This window comes from Stutzerimonas zhaodongensis (assembly GCF_003696365.1).
Lineage (GTDB): Bacteria > Pseudomonadota > Gammaproteobacteria > Pseudomonadales > Pseudomonadaceae > Stutzerimonas > Stutzerimonas zhaodongensis.
In genome coordinates this window covers 1,431,088-1,456,596 of the sequence record NZ_RFFM01000001.1, presented here as the reverse complement: position 1 = coordinate 1,456,596, position 25,509 = coordinate 1,431,088, and the positions used below count along the sequence as shown (strand labels likewise).

The following is a 25,509-nucleotide window of genomic DNA, read 5'->3' as shown; positions in this document are numbered from 1 at the left end:
ACCAGGGGAATGGATCCGTGCTAAGAGACCTAGGAATAAAGAGTCGCGTGCTGGTGCTGATTTTACTGCCCAGTACGGTTTTGGCCGTGGCGCTAGGCGTCTATTTCACCTGGATGCAGTTGTCGGAAATGCGGCATCAGCTTGATGAACGCGGTCAGCTGATCGCCGAACAGCTGGCGCCGCTGGCGGCCCCGGCCATGGCGCAAGGCTACGGCAAGCGCTTGCAGCGGATCCTCAATCAGGTGCTGGACCAGCCCGATGTCCGCGCCGTGTCGATTCTCGACATGGATCGCAACCAGCAGGCCCACGCTGGGCCGAACATGATCACGCCTTCGCCACCCAGCGATCCGGAGGCGCTTACCCAGGTCAGCAGCGTCGACACCACCCGCATTCTGCTGCCCGTACTCGGCAAGCACCTGAATCTGGCCAACGACAATCCCAACAATGATCTTCGCCAGCTTGGCTGGCTGGAACTGGAACTATCCCATCAGGCCACTTTGCTGCGTGGCTATCGCAGCCTGTTCACCAGCCTGCTGCTGATCGGTGCCGGATTGATCATCACGGCGTTGCTGGCGTTGCGCATGAGCTCGGCCATCAGCAAGCCGCTGCACAAGGTCAAGGTGGCGGTGGCGCAACTCAAGGACGGCCACCTCGAAACCCGGCTGCCAACGCTTGGTAGCCATGAGATGGACGAGCTGGCGGCGGGCATCAACCGCATGGCGGAAGCTTTGCTCAGTGCCCGCGAAGAGCTGCAGCAGAGCATCGATCAGGCCACAGAGGATGTGCAGCAGAACCTCGAAACCATCGAGATCCAGAACATCGAACTGGACCTGGCGCGAAAGGAGGCCCTGGAGGCCAGCCGCATCAAATCGGAGTTCCTGGCCAACATGAGCCATGAGATCCGCACGCCACTCAATGGCATCCTCGGTTTTACGCACCTGTTGCAGAAAAGCGACCTGACGCCGCGGCAGCAGGATTATCTGTCGACCATCGAGAAATCTGCGGACAGCCTGTTGGGGATCATCAACGAGATCCTCGACTTCTCCAAGATCGAGGCCGGCAAACTGGTGCTCGACAGCATTCCGTTCAACCTGCGTGACCTGATCGAGGACACCCTGACCATTCTCGGCCCGGCCGCGCATTCCAAGGATCTCGAGCTGGTCAGCCTGGTGTACCGCGACACGCCACTGTCGCTGGTGGGCGATCCGCTGCGGCTCAAGCAGGTGCTCACCAACCTGGTCAGCAATGCCATCAAGTTCACCAACGAGGGTACGGTGGTCGTCCGTGCGATGGTCGAGGACGAGCGTTCCGATCGCGCCCAGCTGCGTATCAGCGTGCAGGACACCGGAATCGGCCTGACCGATCAAGACCTTCGCTCATTGTTTCAGGCCTTCAGCCAGGCTGATAACTCCTTGTCTCGCCAGCCTGGCGGCACCGGGCTGGGGCTGGTGATTTCCAAGCGTCTGATCGAGCAGATGGGCGGCGAAATCGGCGTGGACAGCATCCCGGAGGAGGGTTCCGAGTTCTGGATCAGCCTGAGCCTGCCAAAGGCGCGCGACGATATCGAAGACCTTCCGCGGGCAGGCCTGCTCGGGCGCAAGGTAGGCTTGCTCGAGCAACACTCGCTGGCGCGCCAGGCTTTGCAGCATCAGCTGGAAAGTTGCGGCATGGAGGTGTTGCCCTTCGACAGCCTGGACCTGCTGCAGCGTGCCGTTGCCATGGCACAGAACAGCGCTGCGCCGATCGAGGTTGCGGTTCTCGGCGTCACGCATCGGGAGATCGCACCACAGCAATTGAGCCAGCGGCTGTGGGAATTCGAGGGGCTGGACTGCAAGTGCATCGTGCTGTGCCCGACCAGCGAGCAGGCGCAGTACCACGACGCCTTGCCCGAGTCGCACACCCACGCCCAGTTGCAGAGCAAGCCGGCCTGTACCCGCAAGCTGCAGCGGGTTCTGCTTGACCTGCTGCGCCCACCACAGGCGCTGATCGAGAGTGTCGTGGTCCCGGAAACGCGGCCGCCCCGTGTGCTTTGCGTTGATGACAATCCCGCCAACCTGTTGCTGCTCGAAACCCTGCTGACCGACATGGGCGGCCACGTGGTAGCGGTCAGCAGCGGTCAGGAGGCACTCGAAGCGGTCAAGCGCAAGTCGTTCGACCTGGTCTTCATGGACGTGCAGATGCCCGGTATGGACGGTCGCCAGACCACCGAGGCGATCCGCTATTGGGAAAGCGATAGCGGCCAGTCGCCAATGCCGATCGTCGCGCTCACCGCCCATGCGCTGTCCAATGAAAAACGCTCGTTGTTGCAGGGCGGAATGGACGATTACCTGACCAAGCCGATCAGCGAACGTCAGCTGGCTCAGGTGATATTGAAGTGGACCGGCCTGCCATTGGCGCGCAGCTTTCTCGCAGCGCCAGTCGAAGTGCAGCCGCCGGAAAATACGCTCAAGGTCCTGGATTCGGAGGAGGGGCTGCGTCTGGCCGCGGGCAAGCCGGATCTCGCCGCGGACATGCTGAGCATGCTGCTGGCGTCCCTGGAAGATGATCGGCGAGTGATACGCGAGGCGCGGCTATCCAATGATCGACAAGCGATGATCGACCGCATCCACCGGCTGCATGGCGCCACTCGCTACTGTGGTGTGCCGCAGCTGCGCGCCGCCTGTGAACGCAGCGAAACCTTGCTTAAACAAAACCATCCGAGCGCTGCCCAAGCCTTGGATGACCTGGACAATGCCATCGAAAGCCTGGAGAACGTCGCCCGCGTCGTCTAGCGCAGCGACCTGTCGCTACGAGCAGTCAGGCTCAGGGGCCGAGCCTGACTGCTTATGCCATCAGTCGCCCATCACCACGCCTTCCCGGCGTGGGTCGGCACCACCGAACCAGCCGCTGCCCGTGCGCTGGATCGCCTGCAGCCCGCTGGTCATTTCCGTCTCGTTGACCTCATGCCCACGAGCTTTCAATGCCTCCACCGTGGCGGGAGGGAAGCGTTCCGCTTCGAGTACGGTCGGCCCGTTGAAGCTGCCGAAGTTCGGCAGCTCGATGGCACGCTGTGCATCGAGCCCCCAGCCATACATCCCCAGCAGGGTTTTCGCCGTAAAGTGGATGATCGCTGCGCCGCCGGGTGAGCCGACGCTCGCCAGCAGCTGCTCACCGGAGGCGTCGAAGACCAGCGTCGGGCTCATGCTCGAACGTGGACGTTTGTTCGGCTCGACGCGGTTGGCGACCGGCCGGCCCTGGGCATCGCGAGGCTCGAAGGCGAAGTCGGTGAGCTCGTTGTTCAATAGATAGCCGCCGGGCAAACCAGTGCCGCCATCGTTGAGCAGGCGAGAGCCGAAGGCCTGTTCGATGGTGGTGGTCATCGCCAGGGCGTTGCCATTGGCGTCAACGATGCTGATGTGGCTGGTGCCGTACTCCGGCTGCGTTGGCTGGGATGCAAAAGCAATGGGCATCTCCCCGGGGTCACCGGGCTTGGCGGTGCCCATGCTGCGCGGCCCGATCAGTTCGGCACGCTGCTTGAGATACTTCGGCGCGAGCATGCTGTTCCATGTGCGGCCAGGCACAGGCACAAAATCCGGGTCGGCGAGATATTTGGCACGGTCGGCGTAGGCCAGGCGTGCTGCCTCGGTGTAGCGGTGCAGGAACTCGGCGGATGGTACGCCCTGGTCCAGCGCAGGCAGCGGTGATAGCTGATCCAGGATGCCGAGGATCTGCATCTGGGTGATATGTCCGGAAGAGGGCGGCGGGAAGCCGCACACCTGATAACGCTTCTGCCAGAGGTTGCAGAGCGGGTCCCGCTGACGTGGCTTGTACACCTCCAGGTCGCTCAGCGTCATGGCGCCGGCGTTGTGGTGTTCGGTCACCTGCCGGACCAATGCCTGGGCATTGGCGCCGCGGTAGAAGGCGTCGCTGCCGTTGTCGGCGATGTTCTTCAGCACCGCGCCGAGGGCTGGGTTGCGCAGCCGATGACCCACGGGCCAGGGTGAGCCGTCCGGCTGGTAGTAGAACGCCGCCGCGGGAGGGTTGCCGCGCAATGAGGGGTCAGCCTTGAGCAAGCCATGCAAACGTGGGCTGATCTCGAAGCCCTCTTCGGCAAGGCGGATGGCCGGTTGCAGCAATTCACGCCAGGGCAGCCTGCCGTATTGCCGGTGTGCCTGTTCCAGCATTTTCACTGTGCCGGGTACGCCAACCGAGCGTCCCCCGACCACGGCTTCCTGGAACTCCATGGGTTTGCCGTCAGCTTTGATGAACAGGTTTTCGTTCGCCGCGGCCGGCGCGGTTTCGCGGCCGTCCAGCGCAGAAACGGTTTCGCCATCCCAGTGCAGCAGGAAGGCACCGCCACCGATACCGCTCGATTGCGGCTCGACCAGGGTGAGCACCATCTGCACGGCCACGGCGGCATCCAGCGCGCTGCCGCCTGCCTTGAGAATCTGATAACCCGCTTCGGTAGCCAGCGGATTGGCTGCGGCCACGGCAAAGCGTTCGGTTGCCCAGCCAGGTTTGGGGGTGTAGCCGCTGGACGCTTCCGGCGCAGGTGGCGTCTGGCTGGGCGGCGTCTGATTGGGTGGCCCGTCGGGGTGCGTGCAGCCGCTCAGGCCCGCGAGCAGAAAGGGGATGACCAGCGCATGAGGTCTGACGGGCATAGAGTGTTTCCTTGTGGCGAGGCTCGGAGAGGAGAGGCTGTTAATAGGCCTAGACCACTGACAACTATCTGCCAAGCTTGATCGCTGCGTCTGTTTCGCCTTCGCTGTCAGTGCGGCCGCTTTCAGATGATGTTGCCATGGCGTCGCCTTGCTACGACCAAGGCCGAGCGGTCTGCCCGTGTCGGGTAGTTGCCGGTATCATGTGCGCCTTTCCACGGCCGTGCGGTTCATCGTCGCCATGACAATTCAGTACCCCACCATTGCCGATTGCGTCGGCAACACCCCTCTGGTTCGCCTGCAGCGTCTGCCCGGCGAAACCAGCAATACCATTCTGGTCAAGCTTGAAGGTAACAACCCGGCCGGTTCGGTCAAGGACAGGCCCGCACTGTCGATGATCGCGCGAGCCGAAGCCCGCGGTGACATCAAGCCCGGCGATACCCTGATCGAAGCGACCTCCGGGAATACCGGTATTGCCCTGGCCATGGCCGCGGCGATCAAAGGCTACAAGTTCATCCTGATCATGCCGGACAATTCCAGTGCCGAGCGCAAGGCGGCCATGACCGCCTACGGCGCCGAGCTGATCCTGGTGAGCAAGGAAGAAGGCATGGAAGGTGCCCGCGACCTGGCCGTCAGGCTGGCAGCCGAAGGGCGCGGCAAAGTGCTCGACCAGTTCGCCAATGGCGACAATCCCGAGGCGCATTACAGCAGCACCGGCCCTGAACTCTGGCAGCAGACCAACGGCAGCATTACTCATTTCGTCAGCTCCATGGGTACCACCGGCACCATCATGGGCGTTTCGCGTTTTCTCAAGGAAATGAATTCGGCGATCCAGATCATTGGCCTTCAGCCCATGGAGGGCGCCTCGATCCCGGGCATCCGCCGCTGGCCCCAGGAGTACCTGCCGAAGATCTACCAGGCCGAGCGCGTCGACCGCATCATCGATATGGCCCAGGCAGAGGCCGAACACGTCATGCGCCGTCTGGCGCGCGAAGAGGGCATCTTCTGTGGCGTGTCGTCCGGTGGGTCCGTGGCGGCGGCGCTGCGCCTGTCCCAGGAAGTCGAGAACGCGGTGATCGTGGCGATCATCTGCGATCGTGGTGATCGCTATCTGTCGACGGGCGTGTATGACCAGCCAAACTGATCGCCTCGTGATCACGCCTGGCGGAATTCTCTGATGGCCAAGCGCAGCGGCGGCCTTCGCTTCCAGCCCAGCGGTGGCGAAAAGAAGACCCAGATCCCGGCCGGCAAAAAACAACGGCTGAGTATCCAGCGTCTGGCCAATGACGGCCGTGGTATTGCCTTTCTCGACAACCGCACCTGGTTCGTCGAAGGGGCGCTACCCGAAGAGGAAGTCGAAGCGCGTGTCTTGAGCGCCCGCAGCCAGATCGTCGAAGCCCGCACCGAGCGGGTGTTTAGCGAAAGTGCACTGCGACGCCCCGAGCCCTGCCAGCACGCGCGCGTCTGCGGGGGGTGCAATCTCCAGCATCTGAGCGCGGCGCACCAACTGGACTTGAAACAACGCAGCTTGGCCGAGCAGCTTTCTCGGGTTGCCGCCATCGAACCGCAGCAATGGGCCGCGCCGCTCAGCGGTCCGGAGTTCGGCTATCGCCGTCGAGCGCGGCTGGCGATTCGCTGGGATCACAAGACCCGGCGGCTGGATGTCGGCTTTCGTGCCAGTGCCAGCCAGGACATCGTCGCCATTCAGGAATGCCCCGTGCTGGTACAGCCCTTGCAGACGATGCTGCCGGCATTGCTGGGTGTGCTGCATGCATTGGAAAAGCCGCAGGCCATTGGGCATCTGGAATTGTTCAGCGGTACGGCCGAAGCGGTGCTGGTGAGACATACCGCTGCGCTGGCCGCAACGGACCTTGACCGCCTGACAGCTTTCGCGCAGGAGCAGGGCGTGCAGCTCTGGTTGCAGGGCGAGGGTACTCCTCAGCCATTGGACCCAGCGTATGCGTTGGGCTACCGGCTGCCAGCCTGGGATCTGGAGCTGGCTTGGCGTCCCGGCGACTTCGTCCAGGTCAATGCCCCGGTAAATGAGGCGATGGTCGCACAGGCAGTGGAATGGTTGGCGCCGCAAGCTGGTGAGCGCGTGCTTGATCTGTTCTGCGGGCTGGGCAACTTCTCCCTGCCAATGGCCCGGATGGGTGCACAGGTTGTTGCAATCGAGGGCGTTGCCGAGATGGTCGAGCGAGCCCGCACCAATGCGGAGCGTAACGGTCTGGATACTGCGCACTTTTATCAGGCGGATCTGTCGAAGCCGCTTATCGAGGCGCACTGGGCCGCCGCTGGCTTTCACGCCGTACTGCTCGATCCTCCGCGCGATGGTGCGTTGGAAATAGTCAGGCAGATGGCGACTTTAGGAGCACGGCGCGTGGTCTATGTTTCATGCAATCCTGCCACCTTGGCTCGGGATGCAGTGGAGTTGATCGGCCAGGGTTACCAGCTCAAGCGGGCAGGGGTGCTGGATATGTTTCCGCAAACGGCGCACGTGGAGGCCATGGCACTCTTCGAGCGACCCGCGTAGCGCAAAATTTTTTGCAGGCGATCGGCCTGCGGTTCAATCGACCGGCTCCCAGAAAGCCGGCGTTTTTGGCACAGACGATGTGCAGAGGGAAGGTAGATAGATGGTCCAGGTCAGAGCGCTTCAGCCGATCAATACTGACGGCAGCATCAACCTCGATGGCTGGCTCGATCATGTGCTGGGGATGGACCCGGCACTCGACCGCGACGCACTCAAACAGGCCTGCGAGTTCGCCCGAACGGCTGAACAGCAGGCCAATGCGGCACAGAACCTGTGGAGCGAAGGCACCTCCAGTTACCAGACCGGGCTCGAGATCGCCGAGATACTCGCCGACCTCAAGCTCGATCAGGACAGCCTGGTCGCGGCCGTGATCTACCGCGGCGTTCGCGAAGGCAAGATCAAACTGGCAGACGTGCAGCAGCAGTTTGGGCCCGTTGTGGCGAAGCTGATCGAAGGCGTGCTGCGCATGGCCGCCATCAGTGCCAGCCTCAACTCGCGCGAGTCCCTGGTGCTGGGAACCCAGACTCAGGTGGAAAACCTGCGCAAGATGCTCGTCGCCATGGTCGATGACGTACGCGTCGCGCTGATCAAACTGGCTGAGCGCACTTGCGCGATCCGTGCGGTGAAGAATGCTGACGACGACAAGCGTCACCGCGTCGCCCGCGAAGTCTTCGATATCTACGCGCCGCTGGCCCATCGCCTGGGCATCGGCCATATCAAGTGGGAGCTCGAAGACCTTTCCTTTCGCTACCTCGAGCCCGAACAGTACAAGCAGATCGCCCAGCTGCTGCACGAACGTCGGCTGGATCGTGAGCAATACATTCAGAACGTCGTCCAGCAACTCAAGGACGAACTGACCGCGACCGGCATCCACCCGGACATCGACGGCCGCGCCAAGCACATCTACTCCATCTGGCGGAAAATGCAGAAGAAGGGCCTGCAGTTCAGTCAGATCTACGACGTTCGCGCTGTTCGCGTGCTGGTTCCTGAAGTGCGCGACTGCTACACCGCGCTCGGCATCGTTCATACCCTGTGGCGCCACATTCCCAAGGAATTCGACGATTACATCGCCAACCCCAAGGAAAACGGCTATCGCTCGCTGCATACCGCAGTGCTCGGCCCGGAGGGCAAGGTGCTGGAAGTTCAGATCCGCACCCAGGCCATGCACGAAGAGGCCGAGCTCGGCGTTTGTGCCCACTGGCGTTACAAAGGTACGGACGTCAATTCCGGCTCCAACCACTACGAAGAGAAGATCGCCTGGCTGCGTCAGGTGCTCGAATGGCACGAGGAACTGGGCGACATCGGCGGGCTGGCCGATCAGCTGCGCGTCGATATCGAGCCTGATCGCGTCTACGTCTTCACGCCGGATGGGCACGCCATCGACTTGCCAAAGGGCGCGACGCCGCTGGACTTCGCCTACCGCGTGCATACCGAGATCGGCCACAACTGCCGGGGCGCCAAGATCAACGGGCGCATCGTACCGCTCAATTACAGTCTGCAGACCGGCGAGCAGGTCGAAATCATCACCAGCAAGCACGGCTCGCCAAGCCGCGACTGGCTGAACCCCAACCTCGGCTACATCACCACCTCGCGCTCACGGGCGAAGATCGTCCACTGGTTCAAGCTCCAGGCGCGTGATCAGAACGTGGCGGCGGGCAAGGCGCTGCTTGAGCGTGAACTGGGCCGGCTCGATCTGCCACCAGTGGACTTCGACAAGCTGGCGGAAAAAGCCAATCTGAAGACTGCCGAGGACATGTTCGCCGCCCTGGGTGCCGGTGACCTGCGGCTGTCCCAGCTGGTCAACCATGCTCAGCAGCTGGTGGAGCCGGACAGCCATTCAGCCGACCAGCTCGAACTCATCCCCCGCCGGCCCACCAGCACCAAACCGGGCAAGCGAGGCGACGTACAGATTCAGGGTGTCGGCAACCTGCTCACCCAGATGGCCGGCTGCTGTCAGCCGCTGCCAGGCGACCCCATCGTCGGTTACATCACCCTCGGCCGTGGCGTCAGTATCCACCGCCAGGATTGCGGCTCGGTGCTGCAGCTGGCTGGTCGTGAGCCGGAGCGGATCATTCAGGTGAGCTGGGGCCCGATACCGGAGAAGACCTATCCGGCCGATATCGTCATCCGTGCCTACGACCGTTCCGGACTGCTGCGTGACGTCTCGCAGATCCTGCTCAACGAGCGGATCAACGTGCTGGCCGTGAATACGCGATCGAACAAGGAAGACAGTACGGCCCAGATGACGCTGACCATCGAGATCCCGGGGCTGGGCGCGCTGGGTAGGCTGCTCAGTCGGATTTCGCAGTTGCCCAATATCATCGAGGCGAAGCGCCAGAGAACCACCTGACCTGCTCCGAGCTGCTGCGCTGGATCTGGCGTTGTTGAGTGCCTACCGAAAAATGCTCATTGGCAACAGCCAACTCCGCTTTTTCAGTAGGCCCTCGCCTAGCCAGCTCTTCGCTCGCGACGCTCGGGGCCAGGCGCTCGCCCTCAGGCGCGGTCGACCGTAGCCGTAGGATGGCGTTGAGCAAAGCGATTCCCATCAATCTGGGCCTCACCGATGGGTGTCGCAAGCTCAACCCATCCTACGTCTGCTCCAGTGTCGATTTGAAAGCGTTTATCGAGACACCTATTGCGCACCGTAGGGTGGATGTCGCTTTTTACATCCACCATGATGGCGCTGCTGCGGATGGGCGAGGCGTCATCCACCCTACAACCTCAGCTGCAATCTCAGGTTTTGAACGAGGAATTCCATGTACCAGCTCAATGACCTGCTGCACCTGATGGCCCGGCTGCGTGATCCCAAGCATGGCTGCCCGTGGGATCTGCAGCAGGACTACGCCAGCATCGTCCCGCATACGCTGGAAGAAGCGTATGAGGTGGCGGATGCCATCGAAAGCGGCGATTTCGATCATTTGCCTGGTGAACTGGGCGATCTGCTGTTTCAGGTCGTTTATTACAGCCAATTGGCGAAGGAAGAAGGGCGGTTCGAGTTCGATGCAGTAGTCGACGGTATTACCCGCAAGCTGTTGCGCCGACACCCTCATGTATTCCCTGACGGCGATCTTTACGGCTCTCCCGAGTTGCCGCGTCTGGATGAGGCGGCGATCAAGCAGCGCTGGGAGGAAATAAAGGCCGAGGAACGGGCGGAGCGCTCCGCGACGCCGACGCAGCTTTCCTTGCTCGACGATGTGCCGAGCGCACTGCCGGCCTTGAGTCGCGCGGCCAAATTGCAGAAGCGTACCGCGCAGGTCGGCTTCGACTGGCCTGATGCTCTCCCGGTGGTGGACAAGGTGCGCGAAGAGCTCGATGAAGTGCTCGAAGCCATGAGCGAAAACGACCCCGAGGCCATAGCCGAGGAGGTGGGCGACCTGCTGTTCGTTGCGGTGAATCTGGCGCGGCATTTGAAAGTCGACCCAGAGAATGCGCTGCGCGTGGCCAACCGCAAGTTCGAGCGGCGCTTTCGCTTCATCGAGCAAGCCTTGCGGGAAAGCGGCCGACCCATCGAGAATTGCGACCTTGAAACCCTCGACGCGCTTTGGGGCGAGGCCAAGAAAGCCGAACGGGCGCCTTCCTGCGGTTAACCGCGCTGGTGAACGAGTAGGGTGGATGTCGATTTTCATATCCACCACAATGCTGCCGGCGGATCGGTACGCGAGATCCGCCCAACGTCTAATTTGAATTCACGACGAGACGAGCCGACACATGAGTCTTTCCCTTCGCGATCAGCTGCTCAAAGCCGGGCTGGTCAATGAGAAACAGGCCAAGCAGGCCGGCAAGCAGCAGCAGAAACAGCAGCGTCTGGTGAAGAAAGGCCAGATCGAAAAAGACGACTCGCAGCGCGAAGCGGCACTCAAAGCGCAGGCTGAAAAGCTGGCTCGCGATCAGGCACTCAACCGTCAGCAGCAGCAAAAGGCTGAGCAGAAGGCGCGGACGGCCCAGATCAAACAATTGATCGAAGGCAGTCGCCTGCCCAAGCTGACCACCGAGGACTACTACAACTTCGTCGACGACAAGAAGGTCAAGCGCCTGTCGGTGAACAAGCTGATGCGTGACAAGCTGTCCAGCGGCTCGCTGGCCATCGTTCGACACGGTGGTGGCTATGAAGTCATACCGCGTGAGGCAGCGCTGAAGATTCAGGAACGCGACCCGCGCCGCATCGTGCAACTCAATACACAGACCGAAGCGCCGGATGCGGATGATCCGTACGCGGCTTACCAGATCCCTGATGATCTGATGTGGTAACGAGCCTGCCTGAAATCGGCCATCAACGTCGAAGTGTAGGAGGAGCTTGCTCGCGGTTCGGGATGACCCGCGTGGTTGCTGGATCGCCAGCAAGCTGGCTCCTACGATAGGGTTTGATGGATATCGGCAACGGCCGACGGAAGGACGGATTTATGCCGGCCAGACAGCCTCTACTGCTATAGCCCATCCGGGCTAATCGGTAACAGCAGGAGGACGCGATATGGAAACCACATCTTATTTGGACGAGACGCTCAGCTACCAAGCCCAAGGCGTACCGGGAGACCCCGAAGAGCCTGGCGTACCGGATTTGCCCAGCGAGCCCGGTGAGCCGACCCTCCCCGATCAGCCGCCGCCAGCCCCGGTTGCCTGATTCGCGTTACTCAGGTGATGCCGTCGAAGCCCGTGCGAGCAGGTCGATCACCTGCTCGTCGCTGGTTTGATCGAAGTCGCCGTAGTGGCACCCCACCCCGATAAAGGGGTCAGGCATCGCCAGGCACACCAGTTCGTCGACCTCTGCTCTAAGCATTTCCATTTCTGCGCCAGGGCCGACCGGCACTGCGAGCACGATTCTGCTTGGATTCGACTGCTTCAGTCCTTTGAGCGCCGCTCTGACAGTTGCTCCCGTTGCCACGCCGTCGTCGATCAGGATGACGCAACGGCCACTTAGGACCGGCGCTGGTCTTTGACCGCAATAGCGCTGGCGACGGCGCTCCAGCTCGCTCAGTTGCCGCTGCATTTCCTCCTCGAACCAGTTCGGCGGGGGTGAAATCTGGTTGAACAGCTCCTGATTGATCACCCACTTCGGCTCGGCGCCATCGATCACCGCGCCCAGCGCCAGTTCTTCATTGCCCGGCGCGCCAATCTTGCGGACCAGAACCAGGTCGAGCGGAGCGCTGAGCGCCCTCGATACTTCGAAGGCCACCGGTACACCGCCACGCGGCAATGCCAGCACCAGCGGATCCGAATTCTTCAGGTGTTGCAGCGCCTCGGCCAGCTCCTGGCCGGCGTGGCTGCGGTCGCGAAACAGGTTGGTCTCGGGCAGGAACGCGCGCATGGCTCACTCTCCGAACGGGTAGGTATCCGGAACGATCTGGTCGTCGATCTGCTGCGGACCGATAGGCGTCACTGCAGAGGTCTGTTCTAGCCAGATCAGTGCATCGAACTGCTCTGAGAGTATGGCTTGGAAATAATGACTCTGCCGCTCGGTGGTCGGCCGGTAGATCACGCCGATGGCCCGCTCCAGGCGTGGTCGGGCCAATGCCAGGCGCAGCTCTTCGTCGTCGCGCCAGCAGGTCAGCGACGCCGGGATGCCGGCACGCAGGAACAGCTGCTCCCAACTGTCTGGACGGGACGGGCGAATCTGCTTGACCTGCATCGGCTCGTCCCAGTCATCGGCAGCTGCTACCTCCCCGCGGTCGGTGGCCATCCCGATCAGCACGGCGTCTCGCCCGAAGGCGGTACGGCACAGCTCGCCGATATTGAATTCGCCGCCCCAGCCCATGGAGGTTGAAGCGGCATTGCCGATATGCGAGTTGTGTGCCCACACGACGGCCTTGGCCTCGTCGCCCCGATGTTCCAGCAGGGCACGCAAGGTGTCGAACATGTGCCGGTCGCGCAGATTCCAGGATTCCGTCGAGCCACGGTACATGGTGCGGTAGTACTGTTCGGCTGCAAGCACAACGCGGGCGTTGCGTTCGGCGTTGAAAAAACTGCCGCCGTCGCGATCCAGGTAGTCGAGCTGCTGATCGAGCAAGACGCGGAGTTGCTCGACGACCTGATCCTCACAGGAGGGCTCGCCCAGCATCACCTTGCGTCCATATGTTGCGGGTTCTTCGTGCCAAGGGCTGAGGCAGCCGTAGCGGCGTCGCGCGGCGCTGGCGGCTAGTGGATCGACTCGGTCGAGATAGTCGAGCACCTCCCGAATCGAACTGCCAAGGCTGTAGACGTCAAGCCCACGGAATTCGACTCGTTGCTCGGGCGTCAGCGATTCGTTATGCATGCGCAGCCAGGCGGCGAAATCAGCGACGTCCTGATTGCGCCACATCCATGTCGGGAATCGCTTGAAGCCGCGCTCGATCCAGGTTGATGGGTCCTGGTGGCGGGTGTAACGATCGATCTTCGCAGCGTCGGGCCAGTCTGCCTCCACCGCAATGATGTTGAAGCCGTGCCGCTCGACCAGCCGTCGGGTAATGGCTGCCCGGGCGCGATAGAACTCGGACGTGCCGTGGCTGGCTTCGCCGATAAGCACCACGCGCGCATCTGCGAAGCGGTCGAAGAGTTCGGCGAACTCCGGATCATCCACAGGCGGCAGAGCGGCCGCCCGCTGGCGAATCAGCTCGACCAGGTCGTCGTCGGACATGTCTGCAGACTGTAGGCGTGATCTGATCATGACCTCATCTCCAGTTCACTCTCAAGCGAGAGACCGACCCGCTATGGCCCTGTTCAGACCGTTCGGCAGGTCGTCCGATCAAGCACAAGCGGCAGAACTGAACACTTCGGACTAGTCTCTAAAGATAGCGACGCCCAGATCGGCGAGCGATTCGCCGAAGGCAATAGATAGAAGGGGGCATGCATGACGACTTGGATCATCGCGTACAGCAAAGACGGCAACACTTCCATTCTCAGGACCGAGTCCGATCGTCAGCCGGATATAGACGAGGCGGTGGCGTTGGTCACCCAGAAAGCCGAACAGGATTATGCAGGCGAGGAGGACGCCTACGAACACGACCCGGATGTAGAGGAAACTCCGGCCACCCGCCTGGCCGAGCGGTTCGGTATCACCGTGACCGGGATCTCACAGGCCTGATCACCGCTCAACCCACCCGCCATACCGAACCATCCCCCACCACGAACAGACGCCGGCCCGGGTCGGCGTCCACTTCCATCATTCCCGTGAAGCTGCCGAACGCTGGCAGCAGACTGAGCCGTTGGCCGATGCAGAAGCAGGGCAAGCGCAGACTTTGCCGACCGCGCCCGCTCAGGCGATACGCGGGATGGAGGTGGCCGGCCAGGACGTGATGCGTGGGGTGCGGGTCGGGTTCGTGCTGCAGAGCAAAGGGACCGACCAGCAAGGGCTCTGCTACTACGTTCATCTCCAGGCTGGCCGGAGGGTCGCCTGCCCGCCGGTCGTGATTGCCGCGGATCAGGGTGACCGCCAGGCTCGGGTGTGATGCCCGCCATTCGTCCAGTTGAGCAAGGACCGCAGGCGTCTGTGATTCCGGCGCGTGGAGAAAGTCGCCGAGAAAGATCAGGTGCGCGCAGCAATAGCGCGCCAGTAGCGCATCGAGCCGCTGCAGGTTGGCCTGGGTGGTGCCATGAGGCACCGGCTGCCCGAGCCGTCGATAGGCGGCGGCTTTGCCGAAGTGGATGTCGGCGATAAGGAGTGTTTTTTGATCGGGCCAGTAGATGGCTTTGTCTGCGAGCAACCAGAGTTCGGTCTGCTCGAGTTCGATGGGTAGGTGCGGGGTCATGGGATGGAGTTTATCGCGGGTGGTTGTCGGTTCGCATTCGCTGGATGGCTTTCACTGTGTGCCTTGCCGCCAGCCGGTCCAGCCATCCGAGGAGGCGGCGGAAGATTCGCGAGCAGGCTGGTTCGATGCAGTGGCCGTATCTGGGTTAGGGCAGTAACGGGCCATCGACGTGTCTTTCAAACGCCCCGTCGCGCCTTTTTCAGCCTTGGCGTGCCGTCCTTGGTTGCACGCGGTTTGCGCTTCGGGCTTGTTTCTCGCTCAACGGCAATGCTCTCGTCACGCTCTGGCTGATAACCACCAGGGCCGGCCGCCTTGTCCAGCTCGGCGACCATGCGGCGGATGCGGTCGGCAAGTTTTTCCGAACTCATGCTTTCGCGGAAGCGTTCGACCATCAACGGAAACGCCAAAGGCGTCGTCCGCTTGACCTGATGGATGTCCAACTGGCGCTGTTGCAGCCGGCTCATGGTTTGTTCCAGTCGCTCCACTTCCAGCTCCTGCCGCAGCACTTCTTCCTCGGCTTGGTTCAGGAGCAGATTGGCCGGGTCGTACTGGCGAAACACGTCGAAGAACAATCCGCTGGACGCCTGCAGCTGGCGCGCACTTTTCTGAGCGCCGGGATAACCCGAGAACACCAGCCCGGCGATCCGTGCAATCTCCCGAAAACGGCGGCGCGCGAGCTCACCGGCGTTGAGGCTGGCAAGCACGTCATGCAGCAGATCGTTCTGGCTGAAAAGCTCGGGCGTCAGCCACTGCAGCCAGTCCACCTCGGTTGCCGAGAGCAGTTCGAAACCATAGTCGTTGACGGCAATGGAAAAAGTCAGTGGCTGGTGCTGGCCCATACGCCAGGCCAGCAGGCTGGCGAGCCCCAGATGTACGTGGCGGCCGGCGAAAGGGTAGAGGAACAGGTGCCAGCCCTCGCGGGACTTCATTACCTCAGCCAGCAACGTGGTTTCGGTGGGGAGCGCCGACCAATCCATTTGCACGCGAAGCAGGGGTTCGACCAGGCGCATTTCTGGCGTAGGGAATTGGCCACGCGAGGCGGCCCCAAGCTGCTCGACCACCGCATCGGCCAGTTCACTGGAGAGCGGCATCCGCCCGCCGTTCCAGCGCGGCACCGCGGCTTTCTTGCCCGTGGCGCGGCTGACATAGGCGGTCATATTCTCGACCCGCACCAGCTCCAGCAGGCGGCCACCGAAGAGAAAATTGTCGCCAGGGCGCAAGCGCGCGATGAAGCCTTCCTCCACCGAGCCCAGTGAACGGCCGCTGCCGCCCTTGGCCCAGAACTTCACCGTCAGGCTGGCATCGCTGACGATGGTGCCGATGCCCATGCGATGACGCAGCGCCACTCGGCGGCTCGGGACCTTCCACAGACCTGTTTCATCCGGCTCGACGCGCTGGTAATCCGGGTAAGCCGTCAATGAATGGCCGCCATGCCGCACGAACGCCAGCGCCCATTGCCAGTGATCATCGGTGAGGTCGCGGTATGACCAGGCCTTGCGCACTTCGGTGAACAACTGCTCGGGGCGGAAGCCACCTCCCAGTGCCATGCTCACCAGATGCTGCACCAATACGTCCAGTGGGCGATGCGGCGCGCTGCGGGCTTCGATGCGGCGCTCGGCGATCGCGATCTGCGCGGCAGCAGCTTCCACGACTTCGACGCTGTGAGTAGGCACCAGCGTGACGCGGGATGTGCGCCCCGGTGCATGCCCGGAGCGACCGGCACGCTGCATCAGCCGCGCCACGCCCTTTGGCGAACCAATTTGCAGCACACGTTCTACGGGCAGGAAGTCCACGCCCAGATCGAGACTGGAGGTGCAGACAACGGCCTTGAGTGCACCTTGCTTGAGGCCCAGTTCAACCCAGTCACGAACCTCCCGCGCCAGCGAGCCGTGATGCAGGGCGATCAGCCCGGCCCAATCCGGACGGGCGCCGAGAATCGCCTGATACCAGATTTCAGATTGCGAGCGGGTATTGGTGAACACCAATGTAGTGGCGGACGAATCGATCTCTTCGACAACCTGCGGCAGCATGCGCAAGCCCAGGTGGCCGGCCCAGGGGAAGCGTTCAATGGTTGGAGGTAGCAGGGTGTCGACTCGCAGATCCTTGTCGACTCGACCTTGCACCAGCTTGCCCTTACCCGGGTGCAGCAGCACGTCCAAGGCGTGCTGCTGATTACCCAAGGTGGCTGAAAGCCCCCATACGATCAGCTCCGGCATCCACTGCCGCAGCCGTGCCAAGGCCAGTTGCAATTGCACGCCGCGCTTGTTGCCCAGCAGCTCATGCCATTCGTCCACTACCAGCATGCGCAGCCCCGCGAAGGCTTGGCGCGCGTCGGCACGAGTCAGAAGCAAGGTCAAGCTTTCCGGCGTGGTTACCAGTGCGGTGGGCAGCCTTCGGCTCTGGCGCGCACGTTCTGAACTGCTGGTATCACCCGTGCGCAGACCGATGCTCCAGTTGATGCCCAGGTCGTCCAGTGGTGCTTGAAGCGCCCGGGCGGTGTCGGCTGCCAGCGCGCGCATGGGCGTGATCCACAGGACGGTAAGCGGGTCTGGTTTGTCTGCCGCCTTTGGCTGCGGTTCGTCAGCGGTGTGCTTGGCGGCCTTTGCAAACCGATTCAGTGCGCCAAGCCAGACGGCGTAGGTCTTGCCCGAGCCGGTCGTCGCGTGCAGAAGACCGGATTCACCATTCTGTACTGCCTCCCAGACGTCGTGTTGGAAGGGGAACGGCTGCCAGCTGCGGTTAGTGAACCAACTTTCGGCAAGAGAGGCGGGTGGCGTACTCATACCTCGAAAGCCACCGAATCCAAGCGAGGGGCCTGCTTCTGGTCTTCGTAGGAGCGAGCTCCCTCGCGATTCTTGGACTCCGAGCGGATGCTGATCGCCAGCAAGCTGGCTCCTACACAGCAGTCTTGCTTCTGCTTTTCGTAGGATCGAGCTTGCTCGCGATCCTGGGATTCCGCGTGGATTCTGATCGCCAGCAAGTTGGCTCCTACATGGGAGTCTTGCTTCTGCTTTTCGTAGGAGCGAGCTCCCTCGCGATTCTTGGGCTCCGAGCGGATGCTGATCGCCAGCAAGCTGGCTCCTACACGGAAGTCTTGCTTTTGCTTTTCGTAGGAGCGAGCTCCCTCGCGATTCTTGGGCTCCGAGCGGATGCTGATCGCCAGCAAGCTGGCTCCTACATGGGAGTCTTGCTTCTGCTTTTCGTAGGAGCGAGCTTGCTCGCGATCCTGGGGGGCAGCGGGATTGGCGATCGGCAGCGAGCCGGCTCCTACATGGGAGGCGTGTTTGTGCTCGGCTTCTTCGGCTGAGCGCATCATCCAAGCAGTTCCTTCAACGTCTCCAGCGTATCGGCCTCGTCCACTGGCTTGTCGAGGCGCCAGCGCAACATACGCGGGAAGCGTACGGCGATGCCGCTTTTGTGGCGACTGCTGGCAGCGATGCCCTCGAATCCCAGCTCGAACACCAGGGTTGGCGTCACGCTGCGCACTGGCCCGAACTTCTCGACAGTTGTCTTGCGCACGATGGCGTCGACTTTGCGCATTTCCTCGTCGGTCAGCCCGGAGTACGCCTTGGCGAACGGCACCAGCTTGCGCTCCGGATCGCCAGGCTCGCCGTCCCAGACGGCAAAGGTATAGTCGGTGTAGAGACTGGCGCGGCGACCATGCCCGCGCTGGGCGTAAATCAATACGGCGTCGATGGAGTAGGGATCGATTTTCCATTTCCACCAGACCCCGACGTCCTTGGTTCGGCCGACGCCATATTGCGCGGCTCGCGCCTTGATCATCATGCCCTCGACGCCGCGCTCGCGAGAGGCCTCGCGCTGGCGCGCGAGGTCAGCCCAGTCATTGCCTGTCACCAGAGCCGATAGCATCAGCCGCGGGTTGGGGCATTGCGCGACCACCTCTTCGAGCTGCTGCCGGCGCTCGTGGTGGGCACGCTGGCGCCAATCATCGCCCTGCCACTCCAGGAGGTCATACGCGAGCACCGCGACGGGCGCATCCTGCAAGACTTTCGCCGTGAGATTCTTGCGTCCGATTCGCTGCTGCAGCAGAGCGAAGGGCTGCACGCCGACTGGCTCGGTTTTGTCGGCTCCTGCTCCCTCGAAAAGCTCTTCGGTTGCATCCTCAGGACCGTGCCGCCAGACGACGATTTCACCATCGATAACCGTGCCGTCCGGCAGGCACCCGGCCAGCTCACAGAGTTCCGGGAAACGATCACTGACCAGCTCTTCGCCACGCGACCAGATCCAGATTTGCCCGTCGCGCTTGACCACCTGAGCGCGGATACCATCCCATTTCCATTCGATGAGCCAGTTCTCCGGCGCACCGAGCAGGGTGTCGAATTCCTCGACTGGTGCCTGCAGCGGGTGGGCGAGAAAGAAGGGGTAGGGTTGGCCGCCGCGCTGGGCATGTTCGTGCTCGGATTCGTCAGCGATCAATGCCAGGTAGCCCTCCGCACTGGGGCGATGGGACAGGTCGGTGTAGCCCACCAGTCGCTGTGCCACGCGTTTGGGGTCCAGGTCGACCAGCGAAGCTAGTGCCCGGGTGACCAGCAGTTTCGATACGCCGACACGAAAGGCCCCGGTGATCAGCTTGATGCAGACCATCAGGCTGAGTCGATCCAGTTGCACCCACAGGGCGGGCAGCCGCTCGGCCAGTTCTTCCGGCGGCAGGCCGCGCAGTGGCAGCAGCTTGTCTTGCATCCACACGGCCAGCCCGTCATCGGAGCTGTGTTCGGCTTCGGGCATCAGCAGGGAGATGGTCTCGGCCATGTCGCCGACTGCCTGGTAGCTTTCCTCGAATAACCACTCCGGTAGTGCTGAAGCCTGCATGGCGGTTTCGCGCAGCACGCGGGTTGGCACCAACTGGCGCGGTCGGCCGCCGGAGAGGAAATAGACCGCCCAGGCGGCGTCGGCCGGATCGGCCTCGCGGAAGTAATCGCGCATCGCCGCGAGCTTGGCGTTGCTCGAGGTGGTGGCGTCGAGGCGGCTGTACAGCGTGGCGAAGGCTTTCATACTTCACGACCAACGCATTTAGGCGTGGGCCGATCGCCAGGGCCAGGCCGGTGTTTTTGATATGCACGCAGTTGCTGCCGGATCGCGAGCAAGCTCGCTCCTGCAGAGGCGGTAAGGTGGTGTGTCTTGGAACTGCGCGGCGCTGCTGGTTCGCGAGCGATCCCACTTCTACGAGGGTGATGGCGAAGATCTGCGTTGATGCGGGTTTGTAGGAGCCAGCTTGCTGGCGATCCATGGGGACGCGATGGTACAGGGCCGCGAGCAAGCACGGCCCTGCACGGGCGGCGTCGGAGTTGTGCGCCGATAGCTTTCGATAGGAAGCCTGGAGCATGACGGGGGATCATTCGGCCTCCTGCGCAGCATCGTCCTCGTCGCCGTACTCGGTCTCGAATGCCTGTGCGTCGAGGCCGCGCGCTTCGCGAAGGTAGCGCACCAGGGTCGGCACCGAGCCGTGTGTCACCATCACGCGCTCTGCACCCGTTTGCTCGATGGCCCAGAGCAGGCCCGGCCAGTCAGCGTGATCGGACAACACGAAGCCACGATCGACCCCGCGCCGACGGCGGGTGCCACGCAGCATCATCCAACCACTGGCAAAGGCGTCGGCATAGTCGCCGAAACGACGCATCCAGGTGCTGCCGCCCGCAGAGGGCGGCGCCAGGATGATCGCCTGCTTCAAGCGAGGATCGCCTTTCTTCAAATCGCCCGCGTACACGGTAGGTGGCAAATACACACCACCCTCGCGATACACCTTGTTCAGTGGCTCTACCGCACCATGGACGACGATGGTGCCGATGCTTTCATCGAGGCCATGAAGGATGCGTTGTGCCTTGCCGAAGGCGTAGCAGAACAGCACGCTGGCTCGACCCACCGCGGCATTCGCCCGCCACCAGTCATTTATGTCGCGAAACACATCAGCCTGCGAGGGCCATTTGTAGATTGGCAGGCCAAAGGTCGATTCAGTGATGAAGGTGTGACAGCGCACCGGCTCGAAAGGGGCGCAGGTGCCGTCTGGCTCGACCTTGTAGTCGCCTGAGGCGACCCAGACTTCACCCTTGTATTCCAAACGTACCTGCGCCGAACCCAGTACATGGCCCGCCGGATGGAAGCTGAGCTTTACGCCGTGATGCTCGATGGTTTCGCCATAGGCCAGGGTCTGCAGAGGCATGTCAGCATCGATCCGAGAACGCAGGATGCCTTCACTGTCGCTGGATGCCAGGTAGTGGCCCATGCCCCAGCGGGCGTGGTCGCCATGGGCATGGGTGATGACGGCGCGCTCTACCGGGCGCCAGGGATCGATGTAGAAATCACCGGGCGGGCAGTAGAGGCCTTCGGGGCGGGCAACGACGAGGTCCATTGATACAGGCACATTGAGGGCTTGTAAGGTTGGAGCGTCTCGGTTGGCGATGAGTTCGGGCGCCGCGCGCCCGATGAGCAATCAGTCTGCCAATTTCAGGTGGGACGTGTCGGGAACAGGCGCGTCGCTTGCGCGGCGGCGTTCGCCCATGTCACTGCCTACGGGGGCCAGGCTGAACTGCGACAGATCGACGTCTGGCGCCTTTGCGGCAGGACGGGCGTCCTGGAGATCGACTCCGGCGGGCGCAATGCCAAAGTCTGGCGCCTCGACGTCGACGAATGCCGCCATGTACTCATCGCGCGGTATCACTTTCAGGGGTTGCGGTGAGGGCCGCGTAGAGAGAGCCGGCGCTGGGCTGGTCGATGTCTGCGGTGCCGCCGCAGGCTCTTCGGCGGGCGGCGGTGCGAGCTCGATTTCCTCGACTTCCACCGGCATAGGCCGGACTTCAGCGACCGCGCCTGCACGGGCCATGGCCTGACGATACTTTTCTACGCTGGTGTGATCGAGGTTCTGCTTGATCACGATGCGACGACCCGAGAACAGTGCGGCGATGCGCTGGGCATCGGCTTGGAACAGGCGGGTCAGATTGGCCTCGACCTGCTCCAGCTTGGCGCCCGGCGCGAGCTCACCGGAAAACGCGATCTCATAAAGGCTCATCGATTGAAATCCTTCTTTCTGGGCAGGAGCGACGTGCTGATCATAGAGCCTGAGTCTGGCACGTGAAAGGCAGCCGATCAGTTGCGCGCTCTACGCTGCGACGGTGTTGGCACGGCGGTACATCTGAGCCGCTATCTAGCGTCGGGCGCAAGCGACATCAAATGCTGTCCGTGGTCAGCGGTGGAAGGATCGGCTGGGTAATAATGCGCCATCGGACGTCGGCCACGGTCAATCCAACGCAAGGAACCTGTTAATGGTGGTATTCGAAATTCAGCCCATCAACCCAGAAAACTATCGGCAGCAGACTCGCCGTAGCACGCTGATGGTGATCGCCACTTTCGCGGTGCTGGCGATGGGGCTTGCGAGCCTTGCGGTTGCTCTACTTGGCGAGGCGGGCGGCGACAACCTGCGGTTGAATATTGCCGGTGTAGTTGCAGGGCTGCTGATTACGATCGGCCTGGTGCGATGCCTGTACTGGAAACAGGCCTGGATGAGTTGTGCGGTGTACGGCTGGCGGCTCAAGCGCAGCTTGATGAGCATCACTAACGTCATGCACCACGTGACCGCAGGCGTGCAGGCCGGCGACCCGGATGCGATGAAGCTGCTGCGTTTCTACCATCTCGGTCTCACGCAGATGCACATGCTCGATGGCAACAGCGCTTCGCTTGGCGAGGTCTCCGGCGATATCGAACGGCACCTAGAGTTGATGCAAGTGCAACGGCTTGAGACCGATCAGAACCAGTTGCACGATGACTGGCTGGGTGCCGTAAAGAGATTCCCTGCAGCCAGGTGAGGATCTATCCGGCGATTTATGCAGGCGTGCCGATGCGCTTCGCGTTGAGTGAGTCCGCTCACACCGATGACTGTTAAGGAGCGCCAAACCCTCGCCGCACATCAACCGCGTGGCGAGTACGCGATGTGATGCGTAACACGCGTGTTCGACGCTGCGCCGCTGGTTGTTATGCAACGACATATCCATAATCGCGAGCGGTTTCAGCCGGGCACTCCGGCATCTATCCGGTCTGCTCCATTCGCCTCGTAGGCCAAGGAAATTTTCAACGATGAAAAGGCTGTATCTGCTCGGTCTGATGGCCGGTGTGTCGCTGCACTCGATCGCTGCCCAAACCCCCTCGTCGTTGCTGGATGACAAGCCGGCGTTCATCGCCAGCCTGATCGAGCAGATGACGCTGGAAGAGAAAATTGGCCAGTTACGGCTGATCAGCATCGGTGGCGACATGCCTCGTGAACGCATGCTCGAAGAACTGCAGGCAGGTCATATCGGCGGTACTTTCAACACGGTTACACGCCCCGATAACCGTCCAATGCAGGAAGCGGCCTTGCGCAGCCGCCTGAAGATCCCGGTGTTCTTTGCCTACGATGTGGTGCACGGCCACCGCACAATCTTTCCCATCAGCCTTGGATTGGCGTCAACCTGGGACTTGGCCACCATCGCTACCAGCGGGCGGGTATCGGCGATCGAGGCCAGCGCCGACGGCCTGGACATGACATTCGCGCCCATGGTCGATATCTCCCGCGATCCACGGTGGGGACGCACGTCCGAGGGCTTCGGCGAGGACCCTTACCTGGTCTCGGAAATCGCTCGCACCATGGTCCAGGCCTATCAGGGAAAATCTCCCGCAGCCGCAGACAGCGTGACGGCCAGCGTCAAGCACTTCGCGCTCTACGGCGCCGTGGAAGGTGGTCGTGACTACAACGTGGTGGACATGAGCCCGCTGCGGATGCATCAGGATTACCTCCCACCTTATCGTGCCGCCGTCGATGCAGGGGCGGGCGGTGTGATGGTGGCGTTGAACTCGATCAACGGCGTGCCGGCCAGCGCCAATAGCTGGCTGTTGAAGGATCTTTTGCGACGGGACTGGGGTTTCGAGGGGGTCACGCTCAGCGACCATGGCGCGATCAGCGAATTGATACGCCATGGCGTTGCGCGTGACGAGCGCGAGGCCGCGCTGTTGGCCATCAAGGCCGGCGTCGACATGAGCATGGCGGATTCCCTGTACCAGCAGGAGTTGCCCGGTCTTGTGGCCTCGGGGGATGTCGAGATCGGTGAAATCGACAAGGCGGTGCGTGAGGTGCTGGGCGCGAAATACGATATGGGCCTGTTCCACGATCCGTTTCGCCGCATCGGTCTGGCCCAAGACGACCCGAAAGACCGCAACGCTGAAAACCGCCTCCATCGAAAGGAAGCGCGAGAGGTAGCCAGACAGTCGATCGTGCTGCTTGAAAACCGTGACCGGACACTGCCGCTGAAAAGAAGCGGCACCATCGCCCTGGTTGGGCCGCTGGCCGATTCGCCAGTCGACATGATGGGTAGCTGGTCTGCCTCAGGTGTCGCCAAGCAATCCGTGACGCTACGTCAGGGCATGCTCGACGCACTGGGCAATAAGGCGAAACTGCTCCATGCCGTCGGCGCCAACATCACGGACGACAAGCACATGGTCGAGTATCTCAACTTTCTCAATTGGGACAGTCCCGAGGTGGTGCAGGGGCCGCGCTCCCCCGCAGAGATGATTGCCGAGGCGGTTGCCGCTGCCGAGCAGGCCGATGTCATCGTCGCCGCAGTGGGCGAGTCGCGTGGCATGTCCCACGAGTCATCAAGCCGTACCTCATTGCAGATCCCGGCCAGCCAGAAGGCGCTTCTGCGTGCGTTGAAGAAGACCGGCAAGCCGCTGGTTCTGGTCATCATGAACGGGCGTCCGCTGGACTTGAACTGGGCGAGAAACAACGCCGATGCAGTTCTGGAAACCTGGTTCACGGGCACTGAAGGCGGCCATGCCATCTCCGATGTGCTGTTCGGCGATTACAACCCGTCCGGCAAGCTGCCGATCTCCATTCCTCGATCGGTGGGGCAAATCCCGACGTACTACAACCATCTGCGGGTAGGGCGCCCCTATGTTGAAGGCAAGCCTGGCAACTACACCTCCCATTATTTCGAAGAGCCCACCGGCCCGCTGTACCCATTCGGTTACGGTTTGAGTTACACCGACTTCGATATCTCAGACGTGCGCCTGTCCAGCTCGACGATGACACGTGACGGGGGTATCGAGGCAAGCGTTACGCTGAAGAACGTCGGCCAGCGTGAGGGGGCAACGGTGGTGCAGCTATACATCCGCGACGAAGTGGCTTCGGTCATTCGTCCGGTCAAGGAATTGAAGGATTTCCGCAAGGTCTCGCTCAAACCGGGCGAGGTCCGGGAGGTCACTTTCCGGGTCGATGAAGACGACCTGGAGTTCGTCAACGCACAGCTTCAGCGCGTTGCCGAGCCGGGTGCATTCGAAGTGCAGATCGGGCTGGACTCGCAACGGGTCAAACCTGCGAAATTCACATTGCTGTGATGAAGTGCGGCTGCCGTCGGTAGCCGCAGTTCTCCACGGCAGAAAGCGCGCCGTCGACAGTCGTCGGCTGCAAAAAGACCGCTCTGACCCGCTATCCGGCCGCTGTGCCGCATGGGATGATTTGCCGCTTCGCTCGTTTACCCGGGGAATCATTTGCCGCTGGGGTAGACCAACGAGGGCAAACCGGGCCGCGGTGCGGTCGGCGGTAATCGTGATAGCTCAGGAGGCGATGTGTCACGTACCTTTC

The 25,509-nt window shown here is 62.2% G+C and carries 19 protein-coding genes; 10 read left to right on the top strand and 9 right to left on the bottom strand.

The features are described 5' to 3' along the window. Positions 1-17: 17 nt before the first annotated feature. Complete coding sequence (locus EA797_RS06670; RefSeq protein ID WP_208644411.1) at positions 18-2,771, top strand: response regulator; 2,754 nt, start codon at positions 18-20, stop codon at positions 2,769-2,771. Between the two features lie 60 nt (positions 2,772-2,831). Here EA797_RS06670 and ggt read toward each other — a convergent pair whose 3' ends face one another. Next, on the bottom strand, positions 2,832-4,640 hold the full coding sequence (ggt, locus tag EA797_RS06665; RefSeq protein ID WP_122164336.1) for a gamma-glutamyltransferase: 1,809 nt from the start codon (positions 4,638-4,640) through the stop codon (positions 2,832-2,834). A gap of 238 nt (positions 4,641-4,878) precedes the next feature. Here ggt and cysM point away from each other — a divergent pair, with 238 nt between their 5' ends. The 6 genes from cysM to EA797_RS21770 all read left to right on the top strand — a co-directional run bounded on the left by cysM (position 4,879) and on the right by EA797_RS21770 (position 11,785). Continuing rightward, positions 4,879-5,781, top strand: coding sequence for a cysteine synthase CysM (cysM, locus tag EA797_RS06660; RefSeq protein WP_122164719.1), 903 nt, complete (start codon positions 4,879-4,881; stop codon positions 5,779-5,781). Positions 5,782-5,814: 33 nt separating this feature from the next. Then, positions 5,815-7,170, top strand: a complete 1,356-nt coding sequence (rlmD, locus tag EA797_RS06655; RefSeq protein WP_122164335.1) for a 23S rRNA (uracil(1939)-C(5))-methyltransferase RlmD — start codon at positions 5,815-5,817, stop codon at positions 7,168-7,170. Positions 7,171-7,270: 100 nt separating this feature from the next. Then, positions 7,271-9,517: a GTP diphosphokinase gene (relA, locus tag EA797_RS06650; protein WP_122164334.1), complete on the top strand. Its 2,247-nt coding sequence runs from the start codon at positions 7,271-7,273 to the stop codon at positions 9,515-9,517. 406 nt (positions 9,518-9,923) lie between these two features. Beyond that, positions 9,924-10,754 (top strand): nucleoside triphosphate pyrophosphohydrolase, encoded by an 831-nt coding sequence (gene mazG / locus EA797_RS06645; protein WP_122164333.1) that lies wholly within the window; start codon positions 9,924-9,926, stop codon positions 10,752-10,754. Positions 10,755-10,875: 121 nt separating this feature from the next. Further along, a complete protein-coding gene (locus EA797_RS06640; RefSeq protein ID WP_122164332.1) occupies positions 10,876-11,415 on the top strand; it encodes a DUF2058 domain-containing protein in 540 nt (179 codons plus the stop codon). A gap of 220 nt (positions 11,416-11,635) precedes the next feature. Continuing rightward, positions 11,636-11,785 (top strand): hypothetical protein, encoded by a 150-nt coding sequence (locus EA797_RS21770; protein ID WP_167468771.1) that lies wholly within the window; start codon positions 11,636-11,638, stop codon positions 11,783-11,785. Positions 11,786-11,791: 6 nt separating this feature from the next. Here the strand turns inward: EA797_RS21770 and EA797_RS06635 are convergent, their stop codons facing one another. After that, the gene (locus tag EA797_RS06635; RefSeq protein WP_122164331.1) at positions 11,792-12,469 is read right to left on the bottom strand and encodes a phosphoribosyltransferase; all 678 of its coding nucleotides are present in this window, start codon (positions 12,467-12,469) and stop codon (positions 11,792-11,794) included. Between the two features lie 3 nt (positions 12,470-12,472). Further along, the gene (locus EA797_RS06630) at positions 12,473-13,804 is read right to left on the bottom strand and encodes an erythromycin esterase family protein (protein ID WP_122164330.1); all 1,332 of its coding nucleotides are present in this window, start codon (positions 13,802-13,804) and stop codon (positions 12,473-12,475) included. Between the two features lie 183 nt (positions 13,805-13,987). On the opposite strand from EA797_RS06630, the gene EA797_RS06625 reads away from it, so the two are divergent. Next, positions 13,988-14,221, top strand: coding sequence for a hypothetical protein (locus EA797_RS06625; RefSeq protein WP_122164329.1), 234 nt, complete (start codon positions 13,988-13,990; stop codon positions 14,219-14,221). A gap of 7 nt (positions 14,222-14,228) precedes the next feature. Here EA797_RS06625 and pdeM read toward each other — a convergent pair whose 3' ends face one another. The 6 genes from pdeM to EA797_RS06595 all read right to left on the bottom strand — a co-directional run bounded on the left by pdeM (position 14,229) and on the right by EA797_RS06595 (position 21,909). Continuing rightward, positions 14,229-14,885, bottom strand: coding sequence for a ligase-associated DNA damage response endonuclease PdeM (pdeM, locus tag EA797_RS06620; protein ID WP_122164328.1), 657 nt, complete (start codon positions 14,883-14,885; stop codon positions 14,229-14,231). A gap of 176 nt (positions 14,886-15,061) precedes the next feature. Further along, positions 15,062-17,668, bottom strand: coding sequence for a ligase-associated DNA damage response DEXH box helicase (locus EA797_RS06615; protein ID WP_122164327.1), 2,607 nt, complete (start codon positions 17,666-17,668; stop codon positions 15,062-15,064). Continuing rightward, the gene (locus tag EA797_RS06610) at positions 17,665-18,201 is read right to left on the bottom strand and encodes a hypothetical protein (protein ID WP_122164326.1); all 537 of its coding nucleotides are present in this window, start codon (positions 18,199-18,201) and stop codon (positions 17,665-17,667) included. Before EA797_RS06610 ends, EA797_RS06615 begins: the two co-directional genes overlap by 4 nt. Next, the gene (locus EA797_RS06605) at positions 18,198-19,898 is read right to left on the bottom strand and encodes an ATP-dependent DNA ligase (protein ID WP_122164325.1); all 1,701 of its coding nucleotides are present in this window, start codon (positions 19,896-19,898) and stop codon (positions 18,198-18,200) included. Before EA797_RS06605 ends, EA797_RS06610 begins: the two co-directional genes overlap by 4 nt. A gap of 340 nt (positions 19,899-20,238) precedes the next feature. Then, positions 20,239-21,252 carry a ligase-associated DNA damage response exonuclease gene (locus tag EA797_RS06600; RefSeq protein ID WP_122164718.1) on the bottom strand — a complete coding sequence of 338 codons (1,014 nt, stop codon included), beginning with the start codon at positions 21,250-21,252 and terminating at the stop codon, positions 20,239-20,241. Between the two features lie 81 nt (positions 21,253-21,333). Then, a complete protein-coding gene (locus EA797_RS06595) occupies positions 21,334-21,909 on the bottom strand; it encodes a hypothetical protein (RefSeq protein WP_122164324.1) in 576 nt (191 codons plus the stop codon). A 253-nt stretch (positions 21,910-22,162) separates the two neighbouring features. On the opposite strand from EA797_RS06595, the gene EA797_RS06590 reads away from it, so the two are divergent. Continuing rightward, entirely contained in the window at positions 22,163-22,702 is a 540-nt protein-coding gene (locus tag EA797_RS06590; RefSeq protein WP_122164323.1) for a DUF3087 domain-containing protein, read from the top strand. A gap of 268 nt (positions 22,703-22,970) precedes the next feature. Next, on the top strand, positions 22,971-25,262 hold the full coding sequence (gene bglX, locus EA797_RS06585; RefSeq protein WP_122164322.1) for a beta-glucosidase BglX: 2,292 nt from the start codon (positions 22,971-22,973) through the stop codon (positions 25,260-25,262). The last annotated feature ends 247 nt before the right edge of the window (positions 25,263-25,509 follow it).

Excerpts from the sequence above, each read along its gene's own strand:
- EA797_RS06615 (WP_122164327.1), bottom strand. The coding sequence starts at position 17,668 with ATGAGTACGCCACCCGCCTCTCTTGCCGAAAGTTGGTTCACTAACCGC.
- EA797_RS06595 (WP_122164324.1), bottom strand. The coding sequence starts at position 21,909 with ATGAGCCTTTATGAGATCGCGTTTTCCGGTGAGCTCGCGCCGGGCGCC.
- cysM (WP_122164719.1), top strand. The coding sequence starts at position 4,879 with ATGACAATTCAGTACCCCACCATTGCCGATTGCGTCGGCAACACCCCT.
- EA797_RS06610 (WP_122164326.1), bottom strand. The coding sequence starts at position 18,201 with ATGATGCGCTCAGCCGAAGAAGCCGAGCACAAACACGCCTCCCATGTA.
- EA797_RS21770 (WP_167468771.1), top strand. The coding sequence starts at position 11,636 with ATGGAAACCACATCTTATTTGGACGAGACGCTCAGCTACCAAGCCCAA.
- EA797_RS06635 (WP_122164331.1), bottom strand. The coding sequence starts at position 12,469 with ATGCGCGCGTTCCTGCCCGAGACCAACCTGTTTCGCGACCGCAGCCAC.
- pdeM (WP_122164328.1), bottom strand. The coding sequence starts at position 14,885 with ATGACCCCGCACCTACCCATCGAACTCGAGCAGACCGAACTCTGGTTG.
- mazG (WP_122164333.1), top strand. The coding sequence starts at position 9,924 with ATGTACCAGCTCAATGACCTGCTGCACCTGATGGCCCGGCTGCGTGAT.
- relA (WP_122164334.1), top strand. The coding sequence starts at position 7,271 with ATGGTCCAGGTCAGAGCGCTTCAGCCGATCAATACTGACGGCAGCATC.
- EA797_RS06590 (WP_122164323.1), top strand. The coding sequence starts at position 22,163 with ATGGTGGTATTCGAAATTCAGCCCATCAACCCAGAAAACTATCGGCAG.
- bglX (WP_122164322.1), top strand. The coding sequence starts at position 22,971 with ATGAAAAGGCTGTATCTGCTCGGTCTGATGGCCGGTGTGTCGCTGCAC.
- EA797_RS06630 (WP_122164330.1), bottom strand. The coding sequence starts at position 13,804 with ATGATCAGATCACGCCTACAGTCTGCAGACATGTCCGACGACGACCTG.
- ggt (WP_122164336.1), bottom strand. The coding sequence starts at position 4,640 with ATGCCCGTCAGACCTCATGCGCTGGTCATCCCCTTTCTGCTCGCGGGC.
- EA797_RS06625 (WP_122164329.1), top strand. The coding sequence starts at position 13,988 with ATGACGACTTGGATCATCGCGTACAGCAAAGACGGCAACACTTCCATT.
- EA797_RS06605 (WP_122164325.1), bottom strand. The coding sequence starts at position 19,898 with ATGAAAGCCTTCGCCACGCTGTACAGCCGCCTCGACGCCACCACCTCG.
- EA797_RS06640 (WP_122164332.1), top strand. The coding sequence starts at position 10,876 with ATGAGTCTTTCCCTTCGCGATCAGCTGCTCAAAGCCGGGCTGGTCAAT.
- EA797_RS06600 (WP_122164718.1), bottom strand. The coding sequence starts at position 21,252 with ATGGACCTCGTCGTTGCCCGCCCCGAAGGCCTCTACTGCCCGCCCGGT.
- rlmD (WP_122164335.1), top strand. The coding sequence starts at position 5,815 with ATGGCCAAGCGCAGCGGCGGCCTTCGCTTCCAGCCCAGCGGTGGCGAA.